General features: G+C 63.4%; 16 protein-coding genes. 6 read left to right on the top strand and 10 right to left on the bottom strand.

Annotation, left to right across the window (positions count from 1 at the left end; genetic code table 11):
• Positions 1 to 323: 323 nt before the first annotated feature.
• Together groES and groL are read left to right on the top strand one after the other, a co-directional pair.
• The gene (groES, locus tag JGU71_RS06595) at positions 324 to 623 is read left to right on the top strand and encodes a co-chaperone GroES (RefSeq protein WP_199703222.1); all 300 of its coding nucleotides are present in this window, start codon (positions 324 to 326) and stop codon (positions 621 to 623) included.
• 123 nt (positions 624 to 746) lie between these two features.
• The gene (gene groL, locus JGU71_RS06590) at positions 747 to 2,366 is read left to right on the top strand and encodes a chaperonin GroEL (RefSeq protein WP_199703221.1); all 1,620 of its coding nucleotides are present in this window, start codon (positions 747 to 749) and stop codon (positions 2,364 to 2,366) included.
• Positions 2,367 to 2,441: 75 nt separating this feature from the next.
• Here the strand turns inward: groL and JGU71_RS06585 are convergent, their stop codons facing one another.
• The 4 genes from JGU71_RS06585 to JGU71_RS06570 form a co-directional block, all read right to left on the bottom strand.
• The gene (locus tag JGU71_RS06585) at positions 2,442 to 3,170 is read right to left on the bottom strand and encodes an anti-sigma factor (protein WP_199703220.1); all 729 of its coding nucleotides are present in this window, start codon (positions 3,168 to 3,170) and stop codon (positions 2,442 to 2,444) included.
• The gene (gene sigK / locus JGU71_RS06580) at positions 3,171 to 3,740 is read right to left on the bottom strand and encodes an ECF RNA polymerase sigma factor SigK (protein WP_199703614.1); all 570 of its coding nucleotides are present in this window, start codon (positions 3,738 to 3,740) and stop codon (positions 3,171 to 3,173) included.
• Positions 3,741 to 3,913: 173 nt separating this feature from the next.
• Positions 3,914 to 4,567, bottom strand: coding sequence for a fasciclin domain-containing protein (locus tag JGU71_RS06575; RefSeq protein WP_199703219.1), 654 nt, complete (start codon positions 4,565 to 4,567; stop codon positions 3,914 to 3,916).
• A 108-nt stretch (positions 4,568 to 4,675) separates the two neighbouring features.
• Complete coding sequence (locus JGU71_RS06570) at positions 4,676 to 5,263, bottom strand: CGNR zinc finger domain-containing protein (RefSeq protein WP_199703218.1); 588 nt, start codon at positions 5,261 to 5,263, stop codon at positions 4,676 to 4,678.
• Between the two features lie 95 nt (positions 5,264 to 5,358).
• Between JGU71_RS06570 and JGU71_RS06565 the strand changes: the two genes are divergently transcribed.
• The gene (locus tag JGU71_RS06565) at positions 5,359 to 6,249 is read left to right on the top strand and encodes a pyridoxamine 5'-phosphate oxidase family protein (RefSeq protein WP_199703217.1); all 891 of its coding nucleotides are present in this window, start codon (positions 5,359 to 5,361) and stop codon (positions 6,247 to 6,249) included.
• An 11-nt stretch (positions 6,250 to 6,260) separates the two neighbouring features.
• Here the strand turns inward: JGU71_RS06565 and JGU71_RS06560 are convergent, their stop codons facing one another.
• From JGU71_RS06560 to JGU71_RS06550, 3 genes are read right to left on the bottom strand one after another with little or no spacing between them, the layout of a single operon-like run.
• Positions 6,261 to 6,989 carry a hypothetical protein gene (locus JGU71_RS06560; protein WP_199703216.1) on the bottom strand — a complete coding sequence of 243 codons (729 nt, stop codon included), beginning with the start codon at positions 6,987 to 6,989 and terminating at the stop codon, positions 6,261 to 6,263.
• Positions 6,986 to 7,222 carry a hypothetical protein gene (locus tag JGU71_RS06555; protein ID WP_199703215.1) on the bottom strand — a complete coding sequence of 79 codons (237 nt, stop codon included), beginning with the start codon at positions 7,220 to 7,222 and terminating at the stop codon, positions 6,986 to 6,988. Before JGU71_RS06555 ends, JGU71_RS06560 begins: the two co-directional genes overlap by 4 nt.
• A gap of 34 nt (positions 7,223 to 7,256) precedes the next feature.
• Positions 7,257 to 7,889, bottom strand: coding sequence for a TetR/AcrR family transcriptional regulator (locus JGU71_RS06550; RefSeq protein WP_199703214.1), 633 nt, complete (start codon positions 7,887 to 7,889; stop codon positions 7,257 to 7,259).
• A gap of 51 nt (positions 7,890 to 7,940) precedes the next feature.
• On the opposite strand from JGU71_RS06550, the gene JGU71_RS06545 reads away from it, so the two are divergent.
• Positions 7,941 to 9,305 (top strand): DUF445 domain-containing protein, encoded by a 1,365-nt coding sequence (locus tag JGU71_RS06545; protein ID WP_233528809.1) that lies wholly within the window; start codon positions 7,941 to 7,943, stop codon positions 9,303 to 9,305.
• 6 nt (positions 9,306 to 9,311) lie between these two features.
• On the opposite strand, the gene JGU71_RS06540 is transcribed toward JGU71_RS06545, so the two are convergent.
• From JGU71_RS06540 to JGU71_RS06530, 3 genes are all read right to left on the bottom strand, one after another.
• Complete coding sequence (locus JGU71_RS06540; protein WP_199703213.1) at positions 9,312 to 10,121, bottom strand: anti-sigma factor; 810 nt, start codon at positions 10,119 to 10,121, stop codon at positions 9,312 to 9,314.
• Positions 10,118 to 10,729 (bottom strand): sigma-70 family RNA polymerase sigma factor, encoded by a 612-nt coding sequence (locus JGU71_RS06535; RefSeq protein WP_199703212.1) that lies wholly within the window; start codon positions 10,727 to 10,729, stop codon positions 10,118 to 10,120. The genes JGU71_RS06540 and JGU71_RS06535 overlap by 4 nt, the downstream gene beginning before the upstream one ends.
• Before the next feature lie 135 nt (positions 10,730 to 10,864).
• Positions 10,865 to 11,158 (bottom strand): WhiB family transcriptional regulator, encoded by a 294-nt coding sequence (locus tag JGU71_RS06530; protein WP_199703211.1) that lies wholly within the window; start codon positions 11,156 to 11,158, stop codon positions 10,865 to 10,867.
• 829 nt (positions 11,159 to 11,987) lie between these two features.
• Between JGU71_RS06530 and JGU71_RS06525 the strand changes: the two genes are divergently transcribed.
• Entirely contained in the window at positions 11,988 to 12,545 is a 558-nt protein-coding gene (locus JGU71_RS06525; RefSeq protein ID WP_199703210.1) for a hypothetical protein, read from the top strand.
• 90 nt (positions 12,546 to 12,635) lie between these two features.
• Positions 12,636 to 13,493: a hypothetical protein gene (locus JGU71_RS06520; RefSeq protein WP_199703209.1), complete on the top strand. Its 858-nt coding sequence runs from the start codon at positions 12,636 to 12,638 to the stop codon at positions 13,491 to 13,493.
• Positions 13,494 to 13,579 lie beyond the last annotated feature (86 nt).

Genomic DNA, 13,579 nt, shown 5'->3' with positions numbered 1-13,579 from the left:
GTTGGTCATGGTTCGGCGCAAACGCGCCGCAAACAAAGCTCTTGGAACGTTACCCTCCGCACCCGTTATCTGAACGTTACAGAAATGAAGATCACAAAGGAAATCGATGCGGGCGTTTCGGCGCGTTTGATTCCGCTGACGGACGAATAAGCAGAGTCCACCCTTGAGCGCTGGCACTCGCATGTATAGAGTGCTAGGTGACGCTGAGCTTGGTCCCGGCACCCGCGACGACGGGATCACGCGAAGGGTCATCAACGTCAGAAATTCCGAAGGTCCGAGGAACAGCTTCGGGCCGTATACCCACTGAAAGTGGAGGGTTCATCGTGGCGAGCGTGAACATCAAGCCGCTCGAGGACAAGATCCTCGTCCAGGCCAACGAGGCCGAGACGACGACTGCCTCCGGCCTGGTCATCCCCGACACGGCCAAGGAGAAGCCCCAGGAGGGCACGGTCATCGCTGTAGGCGAAGGCCGCGTCTCCGAGAAGGGCGACCGAATCCCGGTCGACGTCAAAGAAGGCGACACCGTCATCTACAGCAAGTACGGCGGCACCGAGATCAAGTACGGCGGTGCCGAATACTTGATTCTTTCGGCGCGTGACGTGCTGGCAGTCGTTACCAAGTAAGCAGCGTTCTTACCCAGAACAAGCTCGCATCCGCCCCGGCGCCGAACTTCGGAACCGGGGCGGTGTGCGTTCACAATGCCTGATCGAACAACGCCTGATCGAAAACAGGAGTAACGAAGCACAATGTCCAAAATCATCGAGTTCGACGAGAACGCTCGGCGTGCTCTCGAACGGGGTGTCGACCAGCTCGCCGACGCCGTCAAAGTGACCCTCGGGCCGCGCGGTCGCCACGTCGTCCTCGCGAAGTCGTTCGGCGGACCGACGGTCACCAACGACGGCGTCACCATCGCCCGCGAGATCGACCTCTCCGATCCATTCGAAAATCTTGGTGCGCAGCTCGTCAAGAGCGTCGCGACGAAGACCAACGACGTTGCCGGCGACGGCACGACGACCGCGACCGTGCTTGCGCAGGCCCTCGTTCGCGCAGGTCTGAAGAACATCGCAGCCGGCGCGAACCCGATTGCAGTCGGATCGGGCATCGCCAAGGCTGCCGATCAGGTCTCCGAGGCACTCCTTGCCGCGGCAACTCCGGTCGACGGCGAGCTTGCCATTGCCCAGGTAGCGACCGTCTCCTCGCGCGACGAGGAAATCGGCGCCATGGTCGGCAAGGCTCTGACAACGGTCGGCAAGGACGGCGTAGTCACCATCGAGGAGTCGAGCACGGTGTCCACCGAGCTCGTCGTCACCGAGGGCGTGCAGTTCGACAAGGGATTCCTGTCGCCGTACTTCGTCACCGACGTCGACACCCAGCAGGCTGTGCTCGAAGATGCTCTCGTGCTGCTGCACCGCGAGAAGATCAGCTCGCTGCCCGATTTCCTGCCTTTGCTGGAGAAGATCGCGGCCAGCGGCAAGTCGGTCCTCATCATCGCCGAGGACATCGAAGGCGAAGCGCTGTCGACCCTCGTCGTCAACGCGATCCGCAAGACCATCAAGGCCGTCGCCGTGAAGGCACCGTTCTTCGGTGATCGCCGCAAGGCGTTCCTCGACGATCTCGCAGTCGTCACCGGCGGCACGGTCATCACCTCGGACGTCGGCATCGCGCTTCGTGAAGCCGATCTCGACCTCCTCGGGTCGGCACGGCGTGTCGTCGTCAGCAAGGACGACACCGTCCTCGTCGACGGTGGCGGATCAGCCGAGGCGATCGAGTCCCGCGTCGGTCAGTTGCGTCGCGAGATCGAGAACACCGACTCCGAGTGGGACCGGGAGAAGCTCGAAGAGCGTCTTGCGAAGCTCGCGGGCGGTGTCGCGGTCATCAAGGTCGGCGCAGCCACCGAGACCGCACTCAAGGAGCGCAAGTACCGCGTCGAAGACGCTGTCAGCGCGGCCAAGGCCGCTGTCGCTGAAGGCATCGTCCCCGGCGGCGGTTCGGCACTGATTCATGCGGCCAAAGAGCTTGCCACGCTGCAGGATTCGTTGTCGGGCGACGAAGCGCTCGGTGTCGCCGTCGTGCGCAAGGCACTCTCGGCTCCGCTGTTCTGGATCGCGACCAACGCCGGCGCCGAAGGCTCCGTCGTGATCAGCAAGGTCGCAGAGGGGTCGGGCAGCTTCGGCTTCAACGCCGCGACGCTCACCTACGGCGATCTGCTGGCAGACGGCGTTGTCGACCCGGTTCGGGTCACCCGATCCGCCGTCGTCAACGCGGCTTCCGTCGCACGCATGATTCTCACGACAGAGAGTGCGATCGTCGAGAAGCCGGAAGATCACGAAGAAGACGCGGGCCACGGCCACAGCCACGGTCACTGAGCTCGCGCTGGACACACATCGAGCCGCAACCCCTTCAGTTCGGGGGTTGCGGCTCGATCTGTGTCGAAACGGCGGTCAGGCGAGTGCGATCTTCGCGAACGGCGGAGTCGTCGGCTGTGCGGATCCGCCTGCCGGCTCGACCGTGAATGCCAAGGTCGACGCCGACCCGACGTCCGGGACGACTGCGGTGATCGAATCGGTCGCGCGGTCCGGATCGACGATCCCCGCCGACGTCGCATTCCCATCCGTCAGCAGCCACAGCTGATATACCGATTCGGGCGCGGGAGGTCCGACATTGTTCAGCAGCACGATCGCCGCGTTCTCGTCGCGCGAATAGACCACCGTCGCGGCTCCACCGACAGGCAGTGCCACGTTCGCCGACCGTGCATCGCTCGCCGCCAGTACCGATTCCGTCGTCGACGGCGGCTCGGTACCGCGTAGCTGAGTTCCGATGGCGGCTCCGCCGACAACCAGGGCGACGGCAGCGGCCGCGGCTCCGACGGCGTATCGCCACCGCAGCGTGCCTGTGCGACGTGACGCAAGATCTATGGGCGCTGCGAGCGGCACCTGGCCGCGTGGCTCCTCGGCAATCTTCGCCATGATCCGGTCCCGCAGAGCGGGCGGTGGCGTTGCCAGCGTGACGAACGCGACCAACGCGAACATCTCGCGTGCCTGCCGCACCGCACTGGTGAACTCGAACCGACTGTCGGGCTCGGCGTGGATACGTGCAAGTGCTTCGCGCTCGTCGTCGTCGAGAATGCCGAGAGCGACGGCGTTCGCTAGATCGAGGTTTTCCTCGTTCATTCAGATCACTCCCAAACATGCTCTGAGTCTTATCAATCCATCCCGTATGCGGGATTTCACTGTGGGCAGTGCCACGCCTAGCGAAACGGCTGTTTCGCGGTAAGAAAGGCCGCCGTAGTAAGCGAGCGCTACGGCTTCACGTTGAGCGTCGGTCAGTCGGTCCAGGCAATCGAGCACTGCCTGCTGTTCGATGCGCCGCCAGACTTCTTCTGTCACCTGGTCGAACTCGTCGCGGTGGTTGTTGACTTCGTAGGTAACTTCACGATCGCTGTTCGACTGCTCGGTTCGAACTCGATCTATTGCCCGACGTTGGGCAAGCACCATCAGCCATGACACTGCCGATCCCTTCGTCGGGTCGAACTTGTCCGCGGTCCGCCACACCTGAAGGAAAACTTCCTGCGTAGTTTCTTCGGCGAAACCCGAGTCCCGGATGACTCGGAGAACCATGCCGTACACCCGGGAACTCGTTTTGTCGTACAACTCTGCGAACGCTGCGGTGTCACCCTCCGCTGTGCGAGCGAGCAGCCCAGTCAGGTCGGCAGCTTCGGCATCTCTCGCCGACCGGACGATTCCGCTGTCCGTCGGGCAACCCGAATCACTCGAGCCGCGCGAATGCGCACCTCGTCGGCGTTGCTGTCCAGGGGCGGTCGCGAACGACCGGCCACCTTCTTCGAGAAACAACCTTGTTTGCCTTCCTGCTGGGCTCCTCGGGCCCACTGACGATCACACTGGACGGGCGGAGACTACTGCGGCATCAGGACCGAATCGACAAGGTAGACAGTTGCGTTCGCGGTCGAAACGCCTCCGCAGATGACACCTGCCGCATTGACCTTCAGGTCGTTGCCCGAGCCGGTCACGTTCACCGATCCGCCTTCGACCGTCGTGTGTTCGCCTGCGATGTCGCTCGGCGCGATGCGGCCGGGAACAACGTGGTAGGTGAGGATCTTGGTGAGCAAGGCATCGTCGGTCTTCAGTGTTTCGATGGTTGCCGGATCGATTTTGGCGAAGGCGTCGTCGACCGGCGCGAAGACCGTGAACTCACCGCCATTGAGGGTGTCGACCAGGTTGACCTTGGGGTTGAGCTGGCCGGACACGGCAGCGACGAGTGTCTTGAGCAGCGGGTTGTTGGATGCTGCTGTCGCGACCGGATCCTGCGCCATCCCCGACACGGAGCCGGCGCCCGACGGAACGCTCTCCGCGTACGCGGCGCATCCGGGCCCGACGAGATCGGCGGCGGGATCGGCCGCACCACTCGTCGTCGCTGCGCTCGTCATGGCGGCAGCACTGCTCGTCGTTTCCGACGTAGCCGAACTGTCGTCGGAACTACAGGCCGACACCGTCAGCAACGCAGCCGCGGCTGCGACGATCACGGCGGTCCGGGATGTGCTGAGCCTCATAAAGTCCTCCTGAAAAGTATTGCTGTCCTGAGTTATTCGGAGCACCGATGAGGTCGGATCGGTGGATCTTTCGAGGTCGGACGCCCGGGGGTCGTTGGCGGACCTGGCTCAGCTCGTCGGGCCGGATTCGCGTGCCCTCGCGTAGTGCCGCGCAGCACGTGCGCGATTGCCGCAGCCAGGCGAACACCATTCGCGGCGCGGTCGATCCTTGAGGAAGAAGAGCACGCAGCCTGGGCCTGCGCAGGCCCGCAGCTCGGTGCGCAACGGCCCGCCGAACAGTTCGATTGCGTCGGTTGCGATCCGGGAAAGCACTGCTGCAGAATGTGTTCCGTCAGTACGAGGCACGACGTGAAGGTCGGGTCGGAGTTGTAGCTCGCGCCACTGTCGCGTGCTGACCGCACATAAGTTGAGGATGGCGACCGCCGCATCGTCGGGTTGGTCGCCGCGAACGATGGCCGCTGCGATGGTTCGGATCGCGTCGCGAAGTCGGCGTGCTGTCGCAAGGTCGGCCGTGGTCGGGGTGGTTCGCATCTCGCTCGATGCAACCTCGCCCGATGCAACCTCGCCCAGCCACGCCGCGAGGTGGGCGGTCGTTTGCAAACCGTCTCGTGGTTGCCCGCGCACCGCGTAGGCCGTGTTGGCCAGTTCGATCGGGAGCGGTTCGCCGAGTAGGGGCGCCCCACCTGCAACATCCATACTTCTAATGGTATCGGACGGTTGACACCATTAGAAGCATTGGCTACCGTTTCTAACGGTAGTTGGAGCATTCGGCGTTAGAGCAGGGGTCACCGATGAGCAGGTCGGAACACATCGGCGAGCAGACCGTGCAGGCGCGCGTCGGGGTTCGAATCGCAGACTGGGGCTCGGCGCGTACCTCGCCTGTCATCTCACCTGCCGCCGCGGATTTTCTCTCGGAGCGGTCGTTCGTCGTGTTGGGTGCAGCGGCGAACGATGGCTCGATGTGGGCGACCATGCTTGCCGGCCGACCGGGATTCGTCGGGGCGACGGGGGAGCGGACCTTGGTGATCGATCGTCTGCCCGAAGCGCCGGATCCGCTTGCTGGGCTGTTCGAGGACGAACGTGACATCGGCATGGTTGCGATCGACCTCGAAACCAGACGGCGCATACGCGTGAACGGCATCGCCGTACGCGAAGAATCGGGTCTGACCGTGCGGACCGAGCAGGTATACGGCAACTGCCCGAAGTACATTCAGGTTCGCGAGTCGACCGAGGTGGTGTCGGGTCGACGACAGGTCCGGCACAGCAGGGTTCTCACCGACGCGCACCGCGCGCAGATCCGCAAAGCGGACACGTTCTTCATCGCGACGCGTGCGGACGGCGTAGGCGCAGACGTCTCGCACCGCGGCGGAAACCCTGGATTCGTTACCGCCACCGCTGGACAGCGGTTGTCGTGGCCCGACTATTCGGGCAATTTTATGTACATGACGCTCGGGAACCTCGAGCTCGACCCGCGCTGCGGACTTCTCTTCCTCGATTGGGAAAGCGGTGGGGCGCTGCATATTTCAGGACGAGCCGCCGTCGACTGGGATCCTGCACGTGCGGCAGCGACACCTGGAGCGCAGCGCATGATCGATTTCGACGTCGAGCAGGTCGTCGATATCGACGCGGCCGTCGGGCTGCGGTGGACCTTAGGCGACTATTCGCGATTCAACCCGGCGTGATCTCCGCGACGTCACCTGCAGGCTAGCTCCAGAAGACCGTCGACGGCCGCCGACTCGGCCAGGTCGCGAAGGCGCGCATCGTCCATACCGTCGATCAAACCGAGTATGTCGGGCCACAACTCTTCGTCGAGTGCGGCCGCGAGAATGCCCGACAGTGTTTCGTCCGATAGTCGGCGGGCTACCTCGGCGATCGAACTGCGGTCTTCGACGACGAGTGCGATTCGGGCCAGGTTGGCCGCATCGACGACGGACAGCGCCGCAACGACGGCCTCGAGGTCGAGGCAGCCGACGAACCGTCCCATCGCGACGATCTCGCCGCGAGCTACCAGTGCCTCGGCGACGGCGGCGACGACGTCGTGCGGCAATCGATCGATGATGCCTGCTTCGCGTCGGGGATCGAGCTCGACCGATATGGCGGCAAGGAATCGGGGGGACAGATGTCGTGCCAGGGCGGCGGCATGCCGGTTGTCCAGATGCGGCACCAGCCGTGCGCAGATCAGTGGATCGAAACTGCGTTCCGCAATCCGTGCAGCCATACCGACGGGCAACAATCTCCCCAGTCGCGCCAGGCGGCGCAACGAGGGGTGCTGGTCGACGATCAATACGTCGGTCGCGCTGTCTCGTAGTTCGCGCAGAGTTGTCGCGTCCGTCCGCTCGAGGTAGGCGAGGTCCCACTCGTCGCAGCCGAGCAGGCGCGCAAGCTTGGTGATCTCCGCTCGTTTGGCCAGTAGCTCGCTCATCGGACGAGGCCTACGACCGCACGAAACGGCGCGCGCAACGACCAGGGCAACGTGGTCAGCGCTCGCCTGTTCGCTCGGTTGACGGCCGCACGTTCACGTCGCTTGGCGCGGCTGATTCGCTCGGAGAGTTGCTGAAGTTCGGCGTCGGTCAGCGCTGCCAGACCGTCGGGGACCCGGCCGCCGAGTTCGAGACCGAGTTGGTCCATGGCCGACCGTGCAGCTGCGATTGTCATGCTGTTCCCCGAGTGTCGATGCGGTGGTTCGCGATCATGCCGAGCCCGCTGCGCTGAAGATCATGCGGCCGACGAGCTTGGCAAGATCGTTGGGTGTCCAGTCGTCGCCGTATTTCATGAGGGCTCGTACCGCGGCCTCGCCGGTCGCGACGAAGATTTCGACCAGCACGGGGACCTTCCGCTCGACGTCGTTCGTTCCAGCGGAGGTCAGCGCTGATCGGACGAGCCCGGTTGCTTGGTCGGTGACGAGCGCGCGGGCGCGCCCGATCCGATCGGCCAATGCTGGATCGGTATCCGTCGCAAAGACGATCTTCCATGAATCGCTATGTGCCGCAGCGGTTCCGAGAAGCACGTCGAATCCTTGGACGATCAGTTGCTCGGGATCGTCGAAGTTGGGCTTGTCGGGAAACGCCGAGACGATGCCTTCGAACAACAGCCGTTCCTCGCGATCGAGGAGTGCGGTCAGCAGGGCCTTGCGGCCGTCGTAGCAGGCGTAGACGACCGGTCGGGTGACTCCTAGGCGGTCGGCGATGGCGGCCATCGACACTTCGGCGATGCCGTGTTCGACGGCGATCTCGCGCGCAGCGTCGAGTACCTGAGGTCGGCGCCGCTCGGGGCCGAGGTGTGCCGCACGTGGACTTCGTGCACGGCCAATTCCTACACGCATGAAAGAAAAAACTACCAGGTGTAGGAAAAACTTGAAAGTGGGTGCTAACTTATGGCATCGGTTGCCGACGCTGTCAGCTGTCTTTCGACCGATCAGCCTGACGCTGAAAGAAGGCCAGGGGAGGCTGACGTGCTGCACCAGTACAACTCGCTATTGCTCGAACTGATCACGGTCCCGCTGTTCACCGGCGTCATCGGCTACATCACCAACTGGACCGGCGTTCTGATGCTGTTTCGGCCACTCGAGTTCCACGGCATCCGGGTTCCGGGACTTCGGATGGTGTTCCGCTACCTCCCGAAGCGTGTGCAGGTCCTTCCACTGTTTCGGGAGGACGGCCGTCTCGGCTGGCAGGGCATCATTCCGTCGCGGGCGGACAAGATGGCAAGTCTCGCCGTGGACAAGGGGCTGTCGAAGCTCGGCAACGTATCCGACTTCTACCGGCAGATGGAACCGGAGAAGCTCGCGGCACACATGACCGTCATCGCGCAGAGCGAGATTCGGGCGATCGTGGAGACGTTGATCGAACGCGAGAATCCGCAGCTGTGGCGCAATCTGCCTTCGCAGGTCAAGGAAGCCGTCCACGCGAGGGTCCGACAGCAGCTACCGGAAATCGTCGAAGAGATGACGGACGCGTTCGGCGACAACATCGATCAATTGCTCGACGTGAAGCTGATGGTCATCAAACATTTCACCGCGAACCCGCAGTTGCTGAACGACCTGTTCATGATCATGGGAAAACGCGAACTCCGCTTCATGGTCAACTTCGGGTTCTATTTCGGATTCCCAATGGGATTCTTGACCGTCGCATTTCTGGAGCTCGTAGCGCGCGAATGGTACGTACTCCCCATCGGCGGAATCATCATCGGCTGGGTCGTCAACTACATCGGTATCTCGATGATCTTCGAGCCCGTTTTCCCGAAGTGGTACTGCCCATGGCGCCAAGGGCTGCTGCTCAAACGCCAACCCGAGATCACCGTCCTCTACGCGGCGATGGTCGCCGAGAAGGTGATGACCCTGGAGAACATCGGACACGAGCTACTGCACGGCGCCAATGCAGATCGCACGAAAGCGCTGTTGGAGACCACGTTGCGGCCGGCTGTCGATAAATCCATGGGTCCTGCGAGGGTCGCCGTGAAATTCGCGATGGGGTCGTCCAGCTACGACCGGCTCAAGGATTCGATGGCGAGCGAGGTCAGCGCTTTCGTCCCGATGATGTACGCCGACGAAGAATTCGGCATACATCAGGCTGGCAACATCAAGACGTTCATCGCCAAACAGATGTCCGCGATGGGACCCGACGACTTCGTCGAGCTACTTCGGTCGGCAATCAAGCAGGACGAATGGCTACTCTTTCTGCACGGCGGGGTGCTCGGGGCGTTCGCCGGACTGCTCCACCTGGCGATCTTCGGGGTGTAGGACAGCTCAGGCGAGCGGCAGCGCGGCAAACGGCGTCGAGGTCGGCTGATCGGATCCGCCGCTCGGCTCGATCGTGAAAGCAAGGGTCGTCGCGGTACCGATGTCACGGACCACCTGAGTTCTCGTTCCGACCGCCTCGGGCGCAATGACACCGGCCGACTTCGCGTTCGTTCCCTCGACCAGCCACATCTGATAGGCGGCGTTGGGTGCAGGCTTCTGCAGGTCGTCGAGCAGAACGACGGCCGCGTTGTTCTCCTTCGAGTAGACGACGGTTGCGGTACCACCGACGGTCAACGCGACGCTCGCCGAGTAGGCGTCCGATGCAGCGAGCACGTCCTCGGTCGTCGACGGGGTCTGATCCGATCCGCGCAACGTGTAACCGGCCACCGCACCACCGACGAGCAGGGCGACAGCTGCGGCGGCAGCAACGGCGATAGTGCGCCAGCGCGATGTATCAGTGCGCCGGTGCCGAGCGAGCGGCATCGCAACGACATTGGTGTCGGAGTCGGTCTGCGGGGTCGACTCGGATGGTTGGGATGGCTCGGACGGCCGGGGCGGCTGGGGCGGCGCTGAAGTGACGGCATCGGCCGCGACGAGGTCGAGCAATCGCGAACGTAGCTCTGCCGGGGGCGCGGTTGCCGTTGTCGAGCTGATCGATGCCAGCGTCTCGCGGGTTTGCCTGACAGTTGCCTCGAACTCCGAGCGTAGGTCCGATGCCGGGCCGCTCAGCAGTTCTGCGACAGCGGCGTGTTCTTCGGTGTCGAGGCTGTCGAGCGCATAGGCGTGCGCAAGGTCGATGAACCTGTCGTCCATCATCCGACCCCCAGACATCCTCTGAGTCGAATCAACCCGTCGCGGATTCGAGATTTGATTGTTGGCACGGCTACCCCGAGGTGAGCAGCCACCTCGCGATACGTACGTCCACCGTAATACGCAAGCGCGACAGATTCACGCTGCATTGTCGTGAGCGTGTCGAGGCACTGCAGGACGGCCTGCTGCTCGATGCGATCTAGCACCGCTTCGGTCACCTGATCGAACTCGTCGGACTGGTTGCGGGTCTCGTAGACGAGCTCGCGGTCCGTACTCGACTGCTCCGATCTGACTCGATCGACCGCGCGTCGGTGCGCGAGCGTCATCAACCACGACAGTGCGGAACCCTTTGCTGGATCGAAGCTGCTTGCCGTTCGCCAGACCTGCAGGTAGACCTCCTGCGTCGTCTCCTCGGAAAAGCCCGAGTCCCGCAGAACGCGCAGAGTCATCCCGTAGATGCGTGCGCTCGTCCGGTCGTAGAGCTCGGCGAACGCAGCTTGGTCTTTCGCTGCGGTCCGCACCAGCAGAGTACCGAGGGCGGCTGCTTCGGCTTCACGCGCCGAGACAACCTTTCCGAGGTCCGTTGCGCACGCGGCGCCGGAGTTCGATTCCACGCGCTGACCTGGGCGCTGGCTCACAGTGATCCGATCGACATCATTGAGGTCTACGTTAGCGCCCTGGCGGCAGTGCGTTTACAGCAATCGCCGTTCGATCGGTTCCGGATAGAAAAAAGGTTGACGCGACAGGCGTCAGCCGGCCATCCGGCGCCGGACCCGGCGGGCATGCAGCTCGCGCTCGGTCTCCGACATTCCGCCCCAGATTCCGTACGGCTCGGCGACGTTGAGCGCGTGACTACGGCACTGTGCGAGAACCGGGCACTGCTTGCAGATCTCTTTGGCACGCATTTCACGCTGCGACCGAGCGCGGCCACGTTCGCCGTCCGGATGGAAAAATACCGATGAATCGACTCCGCGGCAGAGTCCGCGCATCTGCCAATCCCAGATGTCTGCGTTCGGGCCGGGTAGGTGCGTCGGCTGTGGCACGTGAACTCCTTGTGTGAGCTCGTCGGAGTCGTCGAGCGTTCGGCGAGACTCGGGTTCGACCCGAGACCATTCGATGCGTCACCGACCTGATCCACATCGTCGTGGTGGAATCCGGTGACGTTCCGCAAACGTTAGGGCCAGGCGCGAAATTACGTCAATAGTTCTGCGTGGTGGGAATTTCCATATACCGATAGTCGAGAATTAACCTGAAAACGGTTTACATCGGCGCACTTCCGTGGTTGCCGAAAGCCTCTCCGCGCTGCCGACCGCCTGCTGCTGCGGCCTATCTCGACGGCCGTAGCCGATGCGTCAGTTCCCGTATAGGCCCAGCTCAGGGCGTTTTGCGAAGGCATGAACGGCGTTGCGAGCCGAGCTGCCGACGGCAACTTCCTGGCTACGTCGGCAAGCGTGTTGTGCGCGCTCCGCGCCGTTGCTCGCTCGCGCGAAACCGACAATTCGGTTGCACTTCCGTGCCACGGCGAGTTTCTGCAACAAACGGTCGGGGTCGAGTTTAACGAGAACGAAACAATTCTCGATGATTGGAAATATTGCGCCGAGCGATCTGCAACCAGGCGGACCGGACCGAGTCGCGTCGGCCGGTGCGCAACCTGGGCGGGGAACCTCCCGGTGGGGCCGAACCGTCGGCGCGACCCCCTGCACGCGCTTCGTAATTCGTTCGCAGCCCATTGCTCACCTGTCGTGCGAATGGTGGATAGCTGGGTGAACCGTTCGGGTGAAAGATCGATTTCATGGGAAATAGCGACCACGAAGTAACCGAGGGGGAATTGCGTTGAGTACAAATCGTAAAACTGAAACCGGAATACGAAGAATGGCTGCAGTTGCCGCAATACTGGCGACGGCCGCACTCTTTTCGCCCGCCGTTGCGGCGGCGGAACCGGTAGGAGACGCGGCTCCGATCGGCGACACCGGCAGCGCTGTGATCGATGGCGGCAGCAGCATAATCAACGGTTGCGTGCAGGACGTCGGAAGCTGCTTCGGCAGACTCCTCGACGGCGGCAGCAGCGTCCTCGGTACCGGAAGCGGCATCCTTTCCGGCGGCAGCAGCAGTGGTCCAGGAGCGACGCAGTCGTGCAACCAGTCCACCAAATCGGGCGAAGAGGGCGTCACGACGACGACGCACACGATCGGACGAACCGGGCCGACGTCATTCGACCTGTCCTGGGATACCGAAGACATTCCGGACGAAATAGTTGTGCTCTACCAGGGTGTGCCGATCGCCAACACGGGATACGTCGGCGGACAGAAGGGCACGCAGTACGGCTCGATCAGAGTCGATGTTCCGGCAGGCAGCGCCTCGTCGGTAGCGGTGCGGGTAACCGGACCGAGCGGAACAGTGTGGACCTACACGGTCCACTGCCCCGTCTAGTCGGCAATTCCGGCCAGCGAATACAGGTGAGGCGAAGCGTCGCGGCAGTAGCTGCCGCGGCGTTTCGTCGTCTGCCTCTAGGGTGGTTCGGTGCCAGCCGACAGCGCCGCAGACGGTGCCATTTTCGACCCGTTGCGCGACGCTGCGTTCGGCGCGAATCCGGGCCTGGCACATCTACGTCCGGCTCGCAGCGGTCGCGACAGGTGGCACAGGGCGGTCGTTCTCGGCGGGCAGGGGCACTTCGCCCGCGCACGCGCCGAGCTGGATCTGCTCGGCCGGTCGGAGCGGCCGAACAGCGCACTCCGATCGTTCGCGGCGAGTACGGAGGCCTCGCTGCTACGTCAACTCGGTTGGCATGCGCGTGCTGCCGCATTCGACGGTGCCGCGCTCGCCGCTGCAGGCGACGGGACCTCGATCGACGCGGTCGCCGCCCGATGCGATGCGTTGACCGGCCTAGCAGCAGACGCGCTCGGAGTAGGCAGGCTTGCGCTCGGTCATTCGTTGCTTCGGCGTTGCGAGACGTTGCTCACCGCAGCGACCGGCGCGACCGAAGCGACCGGGGTGGCCGCTCCGCAAGCACTGTGGCGCCAGCACATCCGCTTGAACTGGGTGCGCGCCGAGCTGGCACTCGCTGCAGGTGACGCATCTACCGCGCGCACAGCTGCCGACCTTGCCTTCGCGGCGGCACAGGTGAGTGCGTCGGTACGCCACGTCGTGAAGTCCCGCTTGATCCTTGCGGCGGCGCTGTGTTGCGACGACGACCTAACGGCCGCGCAGGCACTTTCCGCTGCGGTGGTGTCGGACTGCCGCGACAACGGACTACTGCCTCTGCTGTGGGCGGCAGCGATGCTGCGCTCTGCAATCGCAGACGACACCGCGGCCGCTGTTTTGGTAATCGAAACTGCGCAGACAATAGAACTGCGGGGTGGAAGGTTTCGCAAGACCTGACTTCTACCGGCAGTGTTGTTGGCAGCGGCCGACCTTCCGGTAGCTATTGTTAATAGTGTTCTGCCTTTCAGCGGAAGCACGACCGG

Source organism: Antrihabitans stalagmiti, from assembly GCF_016482825.1.
In the GTDB taxonomy this organism is placed as follows: domain Bacteria; phylum Actinomycetota; class Actinomycetes; order Mycobacteriales; family Mycobacteriaceae; genus Antrihabitans; species Antrihabitans stalagmiti.
The sequence above is the reverse complement of the archived record's forward strand: the minus strand, read 5'-3'. Positions and strand labels throughout refer to the sequence as shown.